This window comes from Paenibacillus sp. GCM10027630, assembly GCF_042676305.1.
In the GTDB taxonomy this organism is placed as follows: Bacteria; Bacillota; Bacilli; order Paenibacillales; family NBRC-103111; genus Paenibacillus_S.
Genome location: NZ_JBHTGY010000016.1, coordinates 25,127 through 38,878, shown reverse-complemented (window position 1 = coordinate 38,878; position 13,752 = coordinate 25,127). Strand labels below are relative to the sequence as shown.

At 49.9% G+C, this 13,752-nt stretch carries 12 protein-coding genes and 1 pseudogene; 3 read left to right on the top strand and 10 right to left on the bottom strand.

The features are described from left to right. Positions 1-409: 409 nt before the first annotated feature. The 8 genes from ACFQ0C_RS09260 to ACFQ0C_RS09225 all read right to left on the bottom strand — a co-directional run bounded on the left by ACFQ0C_RS09260 (position 410) and on the right by ACFQ0C_RS09225 (position 10,207). Entirely contained in the window at positions 410-2,533 is a 2,124-nt protein-coding gene (locus ACFQ0C_RS09260) for an MGH1-like glycoside hydrolase domain-containing protein (protein WP_379366092.1), read from the bottom strand. Positions 2,534-2,559: 26 nt separating this feature from the next. Continuing rightward, complete coding sequence (locus ACFQ0C_RS09255; protein WP_379366090.1) at positions 2,560-3,636, bottom strand: sialidase family protein; 1,077 nt, start codon at positions 3,634-3,636, stop codon at positions 2,560-2,562. Between the two features lie 4 nt (positions 3,637-3,640). Beyond that, positions 3,641-5,443, bottom strand: a complete 1,803-nt coding sequence (locus ACFQ0C_RS09250) for a hypothetical protein (RefSeq protein ID WP_379366088.1) — start codon at positions 5,441-5,443, stop codon at positions 3,641-3,643. 6 nt (positions 5,444-5,449) lie between these two features. Further along, on the bottom strand, positions 5,450-6,325 hold the full coding sequence (locus tag ACFQ0C_RS09245) for a carbohydrate ABC transporter permease (protein WP_379366086.1): 876 nt from the start codon (positions 6,323-6,325) through the stop codon (positions 5,450-5,452). 13 nt (positions 6,326-6,338) lie between these two features. After that, positions 6,339-7,301 (bottom strand): ABC transporter permease, encoded by a 963-nt coding sequence (locus ACFQ0C_RS09240; protein ID WP_379366084.1) that lies wholly within the window; start codon positions 7,299-7,301, stop codon positions 6,339-6,341. 24 nt (positions 7,302-7,325) lie between these two features. Further along, complete coding sequence (locus tag ACFQ0C_RS09235) at positions 7,326-8,918, bottom strand: type 2 periplasmic-binding domain-containing protein (protein ID WP_379366082.1); 1,593 nt, start codon at positions 8,916-8,918, stop codon at positions 7,326-7,328. A gap of 22 nt (positions 8,919-8,940) precedes the next feature. Then, a complete protein-coding gene (dapA, locus tag ACFQ0C_RS09230; RefSeq protein ID WP_379366080.1) occupies positions 8,941-9,816 on the bottom strand; it encodes a 4-hydroxy-tetrahydrodipicolinate synthase in 876 nt (291 codons plus the stop codon). A 163-nt stretch (positions 9,817-9,979) separates the two neighbouring features. After that, on the bottom strand, positions 9,980-10,207 hold the full coding sequence (locus tag ACFQ0C_RS09225; protein WP_379366078.1) for a hypothetical protein: 228 nt from the start codon (positions 10,205-10,207) through the stop codon (positions 9,980-9,982). A 289-nt stretch (positions 10,208-10,496) separates the two neighbouring features. Here ACFQ0C_RS09225 and ACFQ0C_RS09220 point away from each other — a divergent pair, with 289 nt between their 5' ends. The 3 genes from ACFQ0C_RS09220 to ACFQ0C_RS09210 all read left to right on the top strand — a co-directional run bounded on the left by ACFQ0C_RS09220 (position 10,497) and on the right by ACFQ0C_RS09210 (position 12,641). Then, positions 10,497-11,201, top strand: coding sequence for a GntR family transcriptional regulator (locus tag ACFQ0C_RS09220; RefSeq protein ID WP_379366076.1), 705 nt, complete (start codon positions 10,497-10,499; stop codon positions 11,199-11,201). 107 nt (positions 11,202-11,308) lie between these two features. Then, the gene (locus ACFQ0C_RS09215; RefSeq protein WP_379366074.1) at positions 11,309-12,481 is read left to right on the top strand and encodes a sialidase family protein; all 1,173 of its coding nucleotides are present in this window, start codon (positions 11,309-11,311) and stop codon (positions 12,479-12,481) included. Positions 12,482-12,485: 4 nt separating this feature from the next. Further along, positions 12,486-12,641 carry a hypothetical protein gene (locus ACFQ0C_RS09210; RefSeq protein ID WP_379366072.1) on the top strand — a complete coding sequence of 52 codons (156 nt, stop codon included), beginning with the start codon at positions 12,486-12,488 and terminating at the stop codon, positions 12,639-12,641. 57 nt (positions 12,642-12,698) lie between these two features. Here the strand turns inward: ACFQ0C_RS09210 and ACFQ0C_RS09205 are convergent. Together ACFQ0C_RS09205 and ACFQ0C_RS09200 are read right to left on the bottom strand one after the other, a co-directional pair. Next, a pseudogene (locus tag ACFQ0C_RS09205) lies at positions 12,699-12,935 on the bottom strand (CPCC family cysteine-rich protein); the annotation flags it as partial. 94 nt (positions 12,936-13,029) lie between these two features. Continuing rightward, positions 13,030-13,749, bottom strand: a complete 720-nt coding sequence (locus ACFQ0C_RS09200) for an amino acid ABC transporter permease (RefSeq protein ID WP_379366070.1) — start codon at positions 13,747-13,749, stop codon at positions 13,030-13,032. Positions 13,750-13,752: the final 3 nt, after the last annotated feature.

Genomic DNA, 13,752 nt, shown 5'->3' with positions numbered 1-13,752 from the left:
TTTTGGTAGCACCAGCCCTGCCTTTATTTGTTGTCAGTGATCGCTTTTGCTAGAAACAAAACTACAATCTCTATATGATTGCTCACGAGGCTCAGCCTTTTTTTATAGAGTGTTATTCTGGGTCTGTTTTCTTATGCTCTTTTACTGGTTTTGAGCTAATTTAATTTTCATGGGAGCTTAATCAGTACAGCCAAATTTCGTTTATCCACCAATCAGCTTCAAGACGTCTGTCGGGAATGGGATAAAGTTCTTGTCATTTGGTTTTGACAAGAACCTTATCCCATAAAACAAAAAAACTGCGATTTAGGGACTTTTAATGAGATAATGTTCTTGTCACCCGACAATATTAATGCCAATGAATCAAAATTTTTATAAGTTCAACTGCTTTAAATATATTGTTACACTTCATTTACAAGTTATACTCCATACGGGCCAGCCTCTCGCTGCTGCATACGATTTGTCCATCAACGGTCAAAGTATACCCTTGAGGCAGAGAGCCCCCGTGCTTGCTGTAGCTCACATCGATCTGGTGACCGGCGGCATGAATGCCGCTCAGGTGAAAATAGTCCAAACTAATATTCACGGGATCGAGTACGATCCGTTTCTCCTCGATGGTGAGTCCGGCCACATGCCGGATCAGCAAATCGATATAATAGGAGTGGTTATAGTCGACTTCATCGCTCAGCGCTTCACCAGTCTGGCTGCTGTAATGCTCGACCAAATACGGTCGTTTCAGATCTCGGTTCGAAAAATGCAGCATCGCATATTCCCGCAAATAGTAGCCGAACCTCTCATCTAAGGTGTGCTGCCTACGTTTACTTTCCGCCGCAAGTGCGTCGAGTACAATGCTGTTCGTGTATGGCCAAGTCGGGCCATCCCAGACACAGCCGTTACGGCCCTTGAAGAAATGCCCCTGCCAGCCGCCTTCTGGCTGATACACCGGGCAATCCGCGGACACGGAAGGAAACGCACACGGCGTATTGAACTCACTGTCGACGAACGCATGAAGAAGGCCTTCGTCGTGTTCGCTTTCCGTGATTTGAGCCCAATATGGGTAAAACCCGACCACATTTTTGACGAAGGCCTTATCATCGTTCTCATAGTGTAAATCGTAGAAAAACGTAGAGTTCGCATCCCACATCTTGTTCAAAATATCGCGCCGTATCTCTCCTGCCAGCTCCCGGTACTGCGGTGCCTCATCATCTCCCAGCGCTTCGCACAGACGGGCCACTCCCGTACTGTTCAAATAGTGGTACACGGAGCGGTCGACTCTTTTTAAAGGCGTAAATGTATTCGGATCCTTGATGTCCTTCGGGAACTGATGAAAATACCAGTAGCTCGGCTGGTATTCCTTCCCTGTCCGGTTATGCGTATATTCCGTTAACAGCTTGTCACTGCGGTTGCCGAGCTTCTGCCCTTCCCCGTTAACTTGGGCCTTCAAGGAAGGCAGGATTTCCCGGATGAACGCAATATCGCGATGAACCAAATAATACTGATACGCGGCCCAGCCCATGAAATTGGCGTACGAATGCAGTGTTTGGTTGACGAATAAGCAGCGGTAGAATCCTTCTTCATCCTGACTTGCCTTCATGTTGCTCATAACGCCTTTGCCGAGTGCGGTGTCTGGGTACCATCTCGCCTCCAGTAGGTGCATCGGAACGGTCAGCGGGATCATTTTACTGAATTCCCACCCCTTGGGCTCAAAAGGAGTCTTGGACATTTTATGCGAGCGGCCTTCATAAAATAACGGATGCTGCAGACGACCCCACCGCGGGTCGGCCAGGTTATGCCGCAGCACAAACCAGCGGTACTGCCAGGTTTTGTCGAGCAGTGGGTCGCTGGATTCAAACCGGGGCGTCCGGTCGAACCAGCTTTGATAGTCGGACTGCTGCTTCGTGATAATCTCATCCATTCCGGATTCGTTAGCCGTGAACCGTTCGGCCCGTCGGCGCAGCTCATCCTCCCAATCCGCTCCTTCAATGCCGAGTGCGGCAGCCACAATCAGTTCCACCCTGCCATTAGGTGGAAGCACCAGTCCGCTAACCAACTCCGGCCGGCTTGTTTCTATTACTGCGCGAATGCGGAACTCATACTGAGGCACGTCGAGCACGCCCGAGAAACCGCCCCCCTCTCTGACCTGCAGTCTAGCCGAATCCGTATCGAGCTTGAGCACGAGGTCCCGCTCGCCGATGTTTTCCCAGACTTGGCAGGAGACCGCACAGTCGTCCCAGCTGATAAACTTTTTCTCCGTGTAGCGAAATCCCAGCCCTTTGAATTCCGTCTTTAAGTGACTCGGAAACCAGCTTACGTTAGCCGGCTCGAAAGAACGGCAGCCCTCAGGCTTTACCGTGTACAGCAGCGGGATGTTCAGCTTATGGATGAAATCAATAGCCCCCGCAAAACCCGGAACCGGATCCACATAATCCGCCCACAAGCGGGCTCCCGTCGGACCGAGCAAGCAAGCTTTAGGTAGCGTCCGCAAGCTTCGTTTGCCTGACGCCAGCACATCGTCGATTTTGACCTTGGTCGTCATTGCGCCTCTCACTCCTCAGCTCGCTACTAAAGTTGTAGTAAGGTTCCGGCAATATGCCGGGGACCTCCTGTTCCGGTACCATTATCTTCATTAAAATAATAAGCGGCCAGTACCTGCCCACGCTCCACTTCCACCGCCCGCGGATACCCTAGGTCGTAATGTCCGCCGTCGTCCCGGAGGATCATCTCAGCGCCCCATGTGAGGCCAAAGTCTTCACTGATCCGTGCGCGTACCCCGTACGGCGGTCGCCGGAAACCATAGACGCAGAACAGTCTGCCGTCCTCGAGCAAGGTGAGATGGATCGTATCTCCGTGATCGTTGATTCTCGAGACGAAAGTCCACGTCCTCCCGCCGTCCTCCGAGGAATACAACTCATCCCACGCGCCATCCAGGGACGGCTTGCAGCGCACCGCGACCAGAATGGTGCCGTCTGGAAGCAGAACCGGGGAGGGACAGATCATCCGGTACTCCTGACTCGCCGGCATCATGGACATCAAAGACCAATGGCGGCCCCCATCATAAGAAGCATAAACGACCGGTCGGTCGTAATTGTTGTTCTTCGGCCTGGCGGTCAGGAATAGTAGAATGACGCCGTCCGGGCGGACTAGATAGGACGGGCGCCCTTGGAACCGCGGGATACCGCATTGCGGCAGCAGTACTGCCGGTCCCCAGCCTTCGCCTCCGTCCTCCGACCACTTGAACCAGGCCTTAGCCTGATCGCTCGCCGAATTGGGAGTTGACCAACAACTGAGCAGCGTATTCGGATCGGACGGATCCACAGGTCGGCTATAGCTCTCCGCTTTGCCGAATTTCAATTGATCCGATAGCTCTATGTTGTTGGCTATAGTCGACGGTTGCCCCCAGGTGCGTCCCCCATCGAGACTCCTTGCGGCAGCAATTCGTCCGAACGTCTCCACCCGATCATGGTTCCGGTTACCGGGGATGGAATAATCGCATGTGATATTCATAAAGGCGACTAAAATATTGTTTTTGTTTATTTTCCACATGCCGGCGTTGAAAGGCCACGAGCAAAATTCACCGTCGTTGCGGTAAATGGTCACGTGTTCCATCTCCACCGGCTTGTAAGGTTTCTCATATTTCATAAAATTACAGCTCCTCTCCATTCGTCTCCAATAGATTGATGTAAAAATGCGCCTCCGGTACAGGCTCGTCTCCGTCGCCCACATCCCCGCCTTGTACCCTTGTCTCCAAATGAGGCTCTCGTCGGACGGGACCCGTACGGAACGTAATTCTTTCAACGGAAAGCACCGGGGCAAAGAACCGGAATTTCTTCTTGATCCCGCCTATGGCAAGCTCATAATTTTGCAGCACCGCATCCACCGAGATCGCCACATCGTACCAAACTCCGGCCTCATAGGGATGAACGTCCACATAGTACCCTTGATTCAAAACCCGAATATATCCGTTGCTGTCGAATACGACACGAAGCGACGCCGTGCTTTTCCCGTCGCAGCATTCGATAAACAACTGACCATGATCGGATTGCCCTGCCGAGATTTTGCAGCGGATCTCCACCCTCCGGCTCTCCGGAAATACCCGCTCCGCTTTGGCGTAATCATAAGGGTCACGGTCTACGAGCCGCAGGCTTTTATCTGTCACGGAAGGAAAATCCTCCACGGTGACAGGTGCCCATAGCGGACTGTATATATTCCACCCCGGCACAGGACCTCCGCTCTCCAGATCGGTAAACACTTCGCGGACATGCGAATGAATCCGATCCTGGACGGGAACCGGAATTTCGCAGACCCAAATATCTTCTTTATTCATGCTGTAGGTGATCCAGAGGCTGCCTCGCAGCGGAATGCTGTTGGTGGCCTCGATACCGCGCACATAATTCAAGCCGTAATCCTTATGCTGCCCACCGTATCTTCGAGGTGCTACCTCTCCGCCGGCTAGCAGCAGCCGGTCGAAATCGGTCCCATTCTTCCCCGTGACGATGGCGAGGGGCCAGCGGTGCGTTCCGGTCGGAGAAGGATTATAGATGAGGGCATAGTTGCCGTCAGATGTTTGCTGTCCCCATATTTTCGCCCCGGCCATGATCAGGGACGGGACGTCCTCAACGGGAGACCACGTCCTCCCCTCATCCGAGCTTACCGCCGCTTTGGACGATTTCCACAACCCGATGATCCGGCCGTCCGATAAACGGTAATAGGACAAGGCGCGCTGTCCTTCCACTGCATAATATCCGCCCGGGCTTCGGTCCTCCTCCCACCACTGCAGTGTCGCCGGCTTGTCGGCCAGCAGCGCTTCGCACGCCTCCCGAAACACTGCATCCGGACTTTCTTTATAGAAAGGGAGTTGCGTATTCTCTTCATTCCATCCGGCGTGACGGTTGTATCGGATAAAATAGATCGGGCCGAAGGCACCGTCTGTACAAATTTCGCGTACCACCCTGCCGATCCCTAATCCGTCGTTCGGCTTATCCTTCGGAGTCGGGCAGAAGCCATAGAACCCGAGTGCCAGCAGCTTGCCGCCAGGACTCACGTAAAAGCCCATCCGCTGATGCATGACTGCTGCTGTACCCGCTTGCAGGACAACTCCGTCCGACCTCCGTACATCTTCGGCCAGGCGGTACTGCGGAAACACAACACGCGGATTGCCCCAGCGAATCCCGTCCCCGGAGGTGACAAGCAGTGTTTGACCCGGTGGCACATGCTCGCTCACCGGATCGCTTAAATATTCCAAATAGAAGGTCTCGTTCCAATAAGCCAGCATTGGAGCGTGATTATATGTCCAGCCGAAGCCGTCCGCCCATTCGGGATGGGAGCGGTTGGCCCGCAGCACCTGATAATGCTGCACCCCGACAGCCGGCCGGAGCTGGCCGTGATGATAATCCAGATTCGCGATTTCTCCGCCGGTATACCGGACTGGTCCACTTAATCGATCCATATTACATCACCCTTTCAGCGAGCCCATTAGCATGCCCTGTGTAAAATATCTTTGTGCGAACGGATAAACGAGCAGAATCGGAAAGATCGCGAGCACGATAACGGCAGCCTCGATATTTTTGGGCAGCAAGGTGTACCCATCGCTTACCACGTTCTCCAGCGTCGTGCTGCCCGGATCTGGACGGATGACCAGATTGTACAGTATCAGCTGAATCGGGTGCATCGCTTTATCCCGGAGATAGATCATCGGCGTCAGGAAGGAGTTCCAGATGTTTACCGAATAAAACACGCCTATCGTGGCCAATACGGGAGTGGAAAGCGGGAAATATACCTTGCTCATAATTTGAATATCGTTGGCGCCGTCGATTAAAGCCGATTCCTCCAGTTCATATGGTAGCGTATCCAAGAAAGAGCGGGTGACGATCAACAGGAAGGTACTAATGGCGCCCGGCAGAATCATGATCCACCTGGAATCGACTAAGCCTAGCTTCTGGTTGATCAGGTAGTTGGGGATTAACCCGGCGTCGAAGATCCAAGCTATTAGGAACAGCATCATGATGGCGTAGCGACCCTTCAATCTTTTTTTGGACAGCGCATAGGCTGTCATAAACGTCATCATCACCGCAAACGCAGTACCGACGACAGCATAGAACACCGAATTGTAGAACCCTTGTGTGATGCCAAGCCGCGGATTGTTCAAGATGTATTTGTAGGTTTCCAAGTTGAAGCCTTCTGGCCACAAATACACTTTGCCTGACATCACCTGCACGCCGTCGCTCACAGAAACGGCGGCGATATTAATGAAAGGATAAATGCAGATGACAGACAAGAGAAGAAGCATCACATGATTGATGTAATCGAACGGTTGCGTTTTCGTATTCACTGCCTGCCACCTCCTAGAAAAGTCGGGTATCTGAATATTTTTTGGCCGCCTGATTTGCCCCGTACACCATGAGTAAAGCGACGATGGACTGGAAAATACCAATGGCCGCCCCCTTGCTGTAATCGGTAAAGCCCTTGGAAGCGAAGCCGACCCGGTATACGTAGCTTTGGATGACGTCTGCCGTCTCGTATACACTAGGATTGTACATGAGCAAAATTTTGTCCAAATCCACAGAAAGAATGTGTCCAATATTAATAATGAACATCACGACAATGATGTTAGAGATGGACGGCAGCGTAACGTACCACATTTTCTGCCAGCGGTTCGCCCCGTCCATCTCCGCCGCCTCGTAAAGGTGCGGGTCTATGCCGGTGATCGCCGCCAAATAAATGATCGCGCCGTAGCCGAAGGAGTGCCACACACTAAGGCTCACATAGATCGAACGAAACCAGCCGGCATCCGCCATGAAAAAGATCGGCTCGAAGCCGAGGTGCTGCAGCAGCATGTTGACCAGACCGCTCTGCGGAGACAGGAAGGTGTACGCGATGCCAACCGTAACGGCGGAAGAAATAAAGTAAGGGAAGAAGCTGAACGACTGTACGAACCGTTTGACCAATTTGACCCGAACTTCGTTAAGGAACAAAGCGAAAATGATCGGAACCGGGAAGCCGAACAGCAGATTATAAAAAGCGAGCAGGATCGTGTTTTTAATCAGCACTAGCGAATATGGGTCCTTGAAGAAGTTGATGAAATGCTTGAAACCGACCCACGGACTGTCGAACACGCCTTTGAATGGACTGTAGTCCTGAAACGCGATCACGATGCCGAATAACGGCAAGTATTTAAAAAGCACCATATGGATAAGTCCCGGAAGCAGAAGAAGGTACAGCAACCGGGTATTCCAAAAATAGAGGAGCAGCGTTCGTCTCATTGGCTTGGCCGCCGCCGTCTTGGATTGAGTAAGTGTGGAATTCATGCCGATTACTCCTTCGCTTAACGATTACTTTTTGTTCAACGTATTGTAAGCGGCTTGATCGATTTCGACTACACGTTTGTAGCCAAGCTTCTCCATTTCGGTCAAAAAAGCTTCGAATTCGGACATCGGACGTTTGCCGCTTGCGAATTTGACAATGTTGGCGTTTAACGCCTCGTTAACTTTGGCCGCCAGGTCGGCACGTTCCTTCTGCTGATCTGTACTGTATTTCAGGGCTGGATAATTCTCGGTGTATTTACCGAAATAATCCGAAGCGAAGCTCTTGGTAAAGTCGTCATTGAACTGATAGAACGCCTCGTTATTGACCGGTGCTGGGAACGTGAGACGATCCTGGAGGAACAGCCAGTTCGGCGTACCGAGCGGTTTGACGACTTCCTCTGCATATGTCTTCAGGAACTCGCGTTTTCCGCTAACCGTTTTGAAGCTTTCGCCTTCTACGCCGTACTGCATGATGGTTTGGCCATCAAGCGAGAACACGAAGTCGAGAAACTTGATGATGTCCGGAGCCTTCTTATCGGCTTTGACATTGATTGCTAGGAAGCGGTTATCCGGGTAACGTGCGTTCGTGGATCGCTTTGCCTGTTTGCCGTCGAGCCCCAACGGATAAGGAAGAACCTTCATCGAATAATTCGGATCGTTTTTCTTCCCGCCGTTCACCATAAATAAGGAAGGCCGTGTAAAAAAGTCATCAGATACCGCGCCGTTGCCGATGAGCATCTTCGTTTGCCACGATTCCTCCGTCGCAGCTCCGGCGACCCATTCTGGATCGATCAGCTTCTCGTCGTACAGCTGCTTATACCACTCCAGCAATTTCTTGAAGCCCGGCGCATAAATATCCGTGCCCGATCCGATGGAATAGATACCTTGCACTTTGCCGTTCTCGATGCGGTCCTGAGCTCCAAACACTGACTGGAATTTGAGGAAGCCGTCTCTTCCGTTGAACGGGTAGAAGTTCTTGTTGTCCGCGTACGCCGTTTTCAGCTTGCGGAATGCATCCATTAGCTCCTCGATGGTGCGAGGCTCTTTGCTGATGCCCGCTTTCTTGAACATATCCTCCCGGTAGAACGTTACACCGGAGATTTTCGGATACTCCTGCGTAAGACCATAAATCTTGCCATCGGACGCCGTAATCATCGATTTGTAATCGGGGTTAGCGTCGATATATTTCTTGATGTTTGGTGCGTATTTATCGATCAGTGGCTTCAGGTCCAGGAACGCGCCCTGGGTGCCATATACTTCCGCTTGGGCGATATTAACGATCCCCGTATCCGGGAAGTCGCCGGAGGCGATTTTCAAGTCGATATTTTTGTAGTATTGTGCGCCGGCGCCACCATCGATCAGATTCACATCGGCATTTCCCTTCTCCAGTAGAACCTTATACCAGTTCAGATCGAGTGCCCATTTCACAAACTTGCTTTCCATCGTATAAGAAAAAGAAACCTTCTGCTTGGTCTCGCTCTTCTCTTGGGTTTTAGGCGCATCCTTCGGAGTATCGGCGGCATTATTTCCGCTGCATGCGGCGAGCATGGAAGTGAGAGGTAATAGAACAGCCATCCCCATGACCCATGCTTTAGGCCTTTGACTACGATAACGAAACATTGACGTAACCTCCTCGATAAGTTTAGCTTGTAAATTTAATCAATCTGAGCAGCTCTTCATTAATTTTGTCGCTTGTCGGTGATACCGGGGCTCTCGGATTTCCCGCAGGCAGTTCGAGCATGTTCATGGTCGCCTTGAGCGCGGATGGCAGCGTCCCTTGCTGAATGGCAGCGCGAATCGGCCGCAGTTGGTTTTGGAACTTCTGGGCATCCGTAATCTGACCATTTTTCCAGCATTCGTAGATGGAAACGACCAACTGGGGAGCAAGGTTCGCCGTTGCGGCAATTGCCCCTTTCCCCCCCGCCAGCAAGGTCCAGAGGATGAGCGAATCCGTACCTGCCAATACCGAGAAATCTGGATCCACCCTATCTAGATATTGAAGGATGTTATCGAAGCTGCCGCTGCTGTCTTTGATGCCGACGATGTTCGGCAGCTTCGACAGCTCTCCTACCGTATTCGGCTCAAGCGAAACGCCGGTTCGGGAAGGAATGTTATAGAGAAGGATTGGAAGCGATGTCGACGCCGACAGCGTATGATAATGGTAGAGCAGCTCTTTTTGGCTAAACGGCAGAAAATAAGGCGTGATGACGGATAAAGCGTCGATCTTCAACCGTTCCATTTCTCTGGACAACTTAACGGCCTCTTTGGTGCTGACCCCACCGGTTCCCATATACACGGCAACCCGGCCTCTGGTTTCATCTGCTACGATCTCTGCGATTCGTACCTTTTCATCATAAGAAAGTGAGAAAAATTCACCGTTGGTTCCTAAGCAGAAAATTCCGTGCGCCCCTGCGTCGATAAATCGGTTTACCAGCTGGCGGATCGCCTGCTCGTTAATTTCATCGTTTTCGGTAAAGGGCGTTATCATAGCGGGAATGATACCTTCCGGTTTAAACATGAGCATTAACCCCTTATTAGTTAACTGATTTGGAAAAGCATGTGAAGACCGAAAACCTTGCGGAAGCTGTAGAGAACATTGCTCGGCAACACCTCCTTCATGAAATTCCCTTTATGGGAGCAACTTCTTATAGATGGCATGGATATCCGGAACAGATACCCGCTTAGGGTTGTTGTTTAAAAAACGTGTGGCCTTGGCGGCCGCTTCGGCAATCTGTGGCAGTCACCGACCGATACACCGTATTCGCTGAGATTTTGCGGAATTTGCTCTCCCAGGTCCATTCCTGGATCTGTGCGACAACTCGTTCTGCTTTAACTGCTTTGGACGCTCTGTGCGTCTGCTGCCCAATGGCTTCCACTACGTGAACCAGCTTCTCCGCGATTGAATTCATATTGAATTCCATGACATGAGGCAGCAGTTTACGCCCTTCGAAATGATTGCGCTTACATTTAAGCTGGAAATAAATATTCTAGATAAAGTATTCTCTCTGTATGTGCTTCATTTTCTATAATTTACGCGTGTATGTTGTATACATGGTTTGAATATTACACTCACAATATTTTCCTGTCAATCGCCTAAAATTAGGTTATTTAGTCGAATTTTATTACTTTTTTAACCGTATTGACTATACAAATCACTTGGAATACACTAAAAACTAGTATACAACATCCCACAAGGAGGTGATCTCGATAAAAGTAAACTTACCTAAACTTGATAATTCCAGCTTATGGGACAAAACCTACGCTATCTTGAAGGAACGGCTCATTCGCCGGGATTTTAAGCCTAACGAGAAATTGTCCATCCCGGAATTGGCGGAAAAGCTTGGCGTCAGCCGCACTCCTATCCGTGATGCTCTTAATCGCTTGGAGATGGAGGGGCTGGTCAAAACCGTTTCCAAAGTCGGCACTTTCGTCAAACCGATCGAAGTCGGCGATGTTCTGGACATTATGGACACCCGCCTGATGCTCGAATTTTGGACGGTCGACAAAATTGCTTCTTCGCCTTCTACCAAGGAACTGACTCAGACCCTAACTAAGATGGACGATATTTTAGTCCACTCCTCCCGCTTGATCGATTCCTCCGTATTCGAGTCCTATTTGCAGGCTGATTTTAACCTGGCTTTTCATTTGGAGTTCATCAAATTGGGCAAGAACCAAAAAAACATTGAGATCTATCAGAACCTGATGAATTACCGTTTTGTCGCCATGAAGTCCTCTCTTATCTCCAAGGAGATGGTCGTTACCGCCCAGGATCAGCACTATTCCATTATCAACTCGCTAAAGGGCGGCGATATCGGCGACATCAAAAAGGTTATTCAACTGCACATGGAGGATTCCAAGGAACGGCTTCTTAACAAACTTAAAACTAACGGCGGGATCATCTGATTCCGACAGCTAGAGACGCACACTGCTTAACGATACACCTAAGCCGCCGTGGCGTCTTTTCGTTATGTTATTTGTGCATGTAAAAAATTTAAAGAGGTGATTTTGAAGTGAGCGACCTTCAACCACGCAGTGATATTGTGAATTTGGCCGATTTCATCGAAACGGGCCGGTTGTACCGCCATCATGAATTGGAGCAAGTGGAGGCCTATCTCCCGACCGGCTGCCGTTCCAACCATGCTTCCAGTTTGGTCGAGCTCGATAACGGAGATCTGCTTTGTGCCTGGTTTGCCGGCTCGGATGAGGGCACAAGCGACATCAAGATCTATGTCTCCAGATTATCGAAAGGCGCATCCGTCTGGTCGGAGCCTGTTCGTCTCTCGGAGGATTACACCCGCTCGGAGCAAAATCCCGTCTTGTTTCAAGCACCCGACGGAATGCTCTGGCTTCTGTATACCGCTCAAGAAACCCGCGGATGCTCCTTGCAGGAATGGAAGCGCTCGCTAGCTGAGGGTAAAGCGGAAGGTTCCTTCGGGAGGCAGGAAACGTCAGAAATCCGGTGCCGCCTCTCTGCGGACCGCGGCTTGACTTGGGGGCCTATTCAAACGGTATTTTCCAATCCCGGAGCTTTTTGCCGTCAATCCATCGTTGTCTTAAGCAACGGCGATTGGTTGTTCAGCATGTGGTACAGCACGATTTCTGACGGCACCCATTACGGGGGAGACGTTAGCGTTATGCAAATCTCCCGTGACCAAGGGCAATCGTGGGAGGAATACCCCGTTCCGAACAGCCGGGGCCGGGTGCATGCCTCCGTGATCGAACTTGAGCCCGGCAAGTTGATCGCGTTTTTCCGCAGCCGCTCGGCGGACCGCATTTATGCCAGCCGTTCGGCCGATTACGGGCGCACCTGGACCTCACCCGAACGTACCGGTCTGCCCAACAATAACTCGTCTATTCGGGCTATCCGGTTGCAAAGCGGGAATATCGCCCTCATCCATAACCCGGTTCAAGCGAACGATGATCCATCTCTCACCGTGTGGCCTTATGACCGTTGTCCGGTGACCATCGCCCTCTCCGAGGACAATGGCGTGAGCTGGCCTTATATGCGTCATATCTCCACGGGGGAAAATTTCTGCGGGGAGCACAATCGGAGCTCAAACCGTCGGTACGAGTATCCTTATGTCATTCAAGGTCGGGATGGACTGCTTCACGTGACGTATTCGCATGCAAGCCGGAAGTGTATTAAATATGCGCGTGTGACGGAAGATTGGATTAAGGGGTAGTAGTATGGGAAAAGGAAACTGTTATCCGTCGGAGAGCATGTACTTTCATGACCGTTGGACCCATGCCCGAATTCGCCAGGGGACGAACCACCCTTCTATCCACCACCATCCGTTTTTTATGATTCCTGCCTATGGGCTAACCGAGATGGACATTTACTGAAGTCGATCTTCGGAAGAGATACTTAGGTGAGTAAAGGCTGCCGTTAGTGCCGGCAGCCTAGTTCTGATTGTTTATGGAGCTATCGTGTCCCGTAATAAAATTAAATGGCTTCCATTCTAGGTCACTTTCATCATCATTTACTTTTCGTAATTCTTTCGCTCCAAGTTTTATGTTTTTTTGTGCTTGTCGTAAAGATGGAAAATTAGCTCCTCCTTCATAATCGGGGTTAGCGTATTGAACTCCTAAGTCTGATGGTTCTTCATCTAGTGTTTTATATCCGCAACAGGGACAAGTATTGTGAGAAGCCTTTTACAATATGGTCAAGTGGTGGTCTTGGAATTAGCCATATGTTTTGTTTGGTCTCCAATTTGTCAGTGCTTATACACACTTACCCCCTGGAAACAGCACTACGTTTTTTCTGATTTGAAAAATATTTTTCTAAATATGCAAATGATTGTTCAAATGCTAATATCAAAATCCAATAGACAATTGCAATGAGTACATACATCTCCAAGTAACGGTAAGTAGAACCAGCTTCCATTTTTGCAACTGCCATAATATCAATTACTTTTATCGTAAAAGCAAGTGACGTTTGTTTAAATAAAGCTATAAACAAATTTGCGAAATTCGGAATTGCACTTACTAATGCTTGAGGAATAAAAATACGAATCAGCGCTTGTGGTAATGTCATTCCAACCGATAAGGCAGCTTCCATTTGATTGTAGTCCACTGCACGAAGTGCAGAATACCAAACCTCTGCCTGATACGCTGCTGTATACAGTGAAAAAATGAGAAGTGCAATAAACATCTTGTTAAACTCCACAGGAAAGAATGTAACTGCAAAAGCCTCATTTAAATAGGCAAATATATGTGGTAATCCAAAATATACGAGGTACATTTGAACAAGCAAGGGTACGCCACGGAAAATGGAAATGTACGCTGTTGCTATTTGTGATAATACAGGTATTTGGTAAGAACGAACAATAGATAGTAAAAAGCCAAGAATAAATCCAATGGCTGCCGATACCAACACCAACAGCAACGTTCTTGGTATTGCATCAATAATTAAAGGCAGCTTGCTCAGCATATAACCCCAATCTAGTAACATGTT

Bases quoted from the DNA above. Each gene is read 5' to 3' on its own strand.
- ACFQ0C_RS09260 (WP_379366092.1), bottom strand. From the start codon at position 2,533: ATGACGACCAAGGTCAAAATCGACGATGTGCTGGCGTCAGGCAAACGA.
- ACFQ0C_RS09210 (WP_379366072.1), top strand. From the start codon at position 12,486: ATGGGAAAAGGAAACTGTTATCCGTCGGAGAGCATGTACTTTCATGAC.
- ACFQ0C_RS09240 (WP_379366084.1), bottom strand. From the start codon at position 7,301: ATGAATTCCACACTTACTCAATCCAAGACGGCGGCGGCCAAGCCAATG.
- dapA (WP_379366080.1), bottom strand. From the start codon at position 9,816: ATGTTTAAACCGGAAGGTATCATTCCCGCTATGATAACGCCCTTTACC.
- ACFQ0C_RS09225 (WP_379366078.1), bottom strand. From the start codon at position 10,207: ATGAATTCAATCGCGGAGAAGCTGGTTCACGTAGTGGAAGCCATTGGG.
- ACFQ0C_RS09255 (WP_379366090.1), bottom strand. From the start codon at position 3,636: ATGAAATATGAGAAACCTTACAAGCCGGTGGAGATGGAACACGTGACC.
- ACFQ0C_RS09200 (WP_379366070.1), bottom strand. From the start codon at position 13,749: ATGTTACTAGATTGGGGTTATATGCTGAGCAAGCTGCCTTTAATTATT.
- ACFQ0C_RS09250 (WP_379366088.1), bottom strand. From the start codon at position 5,443: ATGGATCGATTAAGTGGACCAGTCCGGTATACCGGCGGAGAAATCGCG.
- ACFQ0C_RS09235 (WP_379366082.1), bottom strand. From the start codon at position 8,918: ATGTTTCGTTATCGTAGTCAAAGGCCTAAAGCATGGGTCATGGGGATG.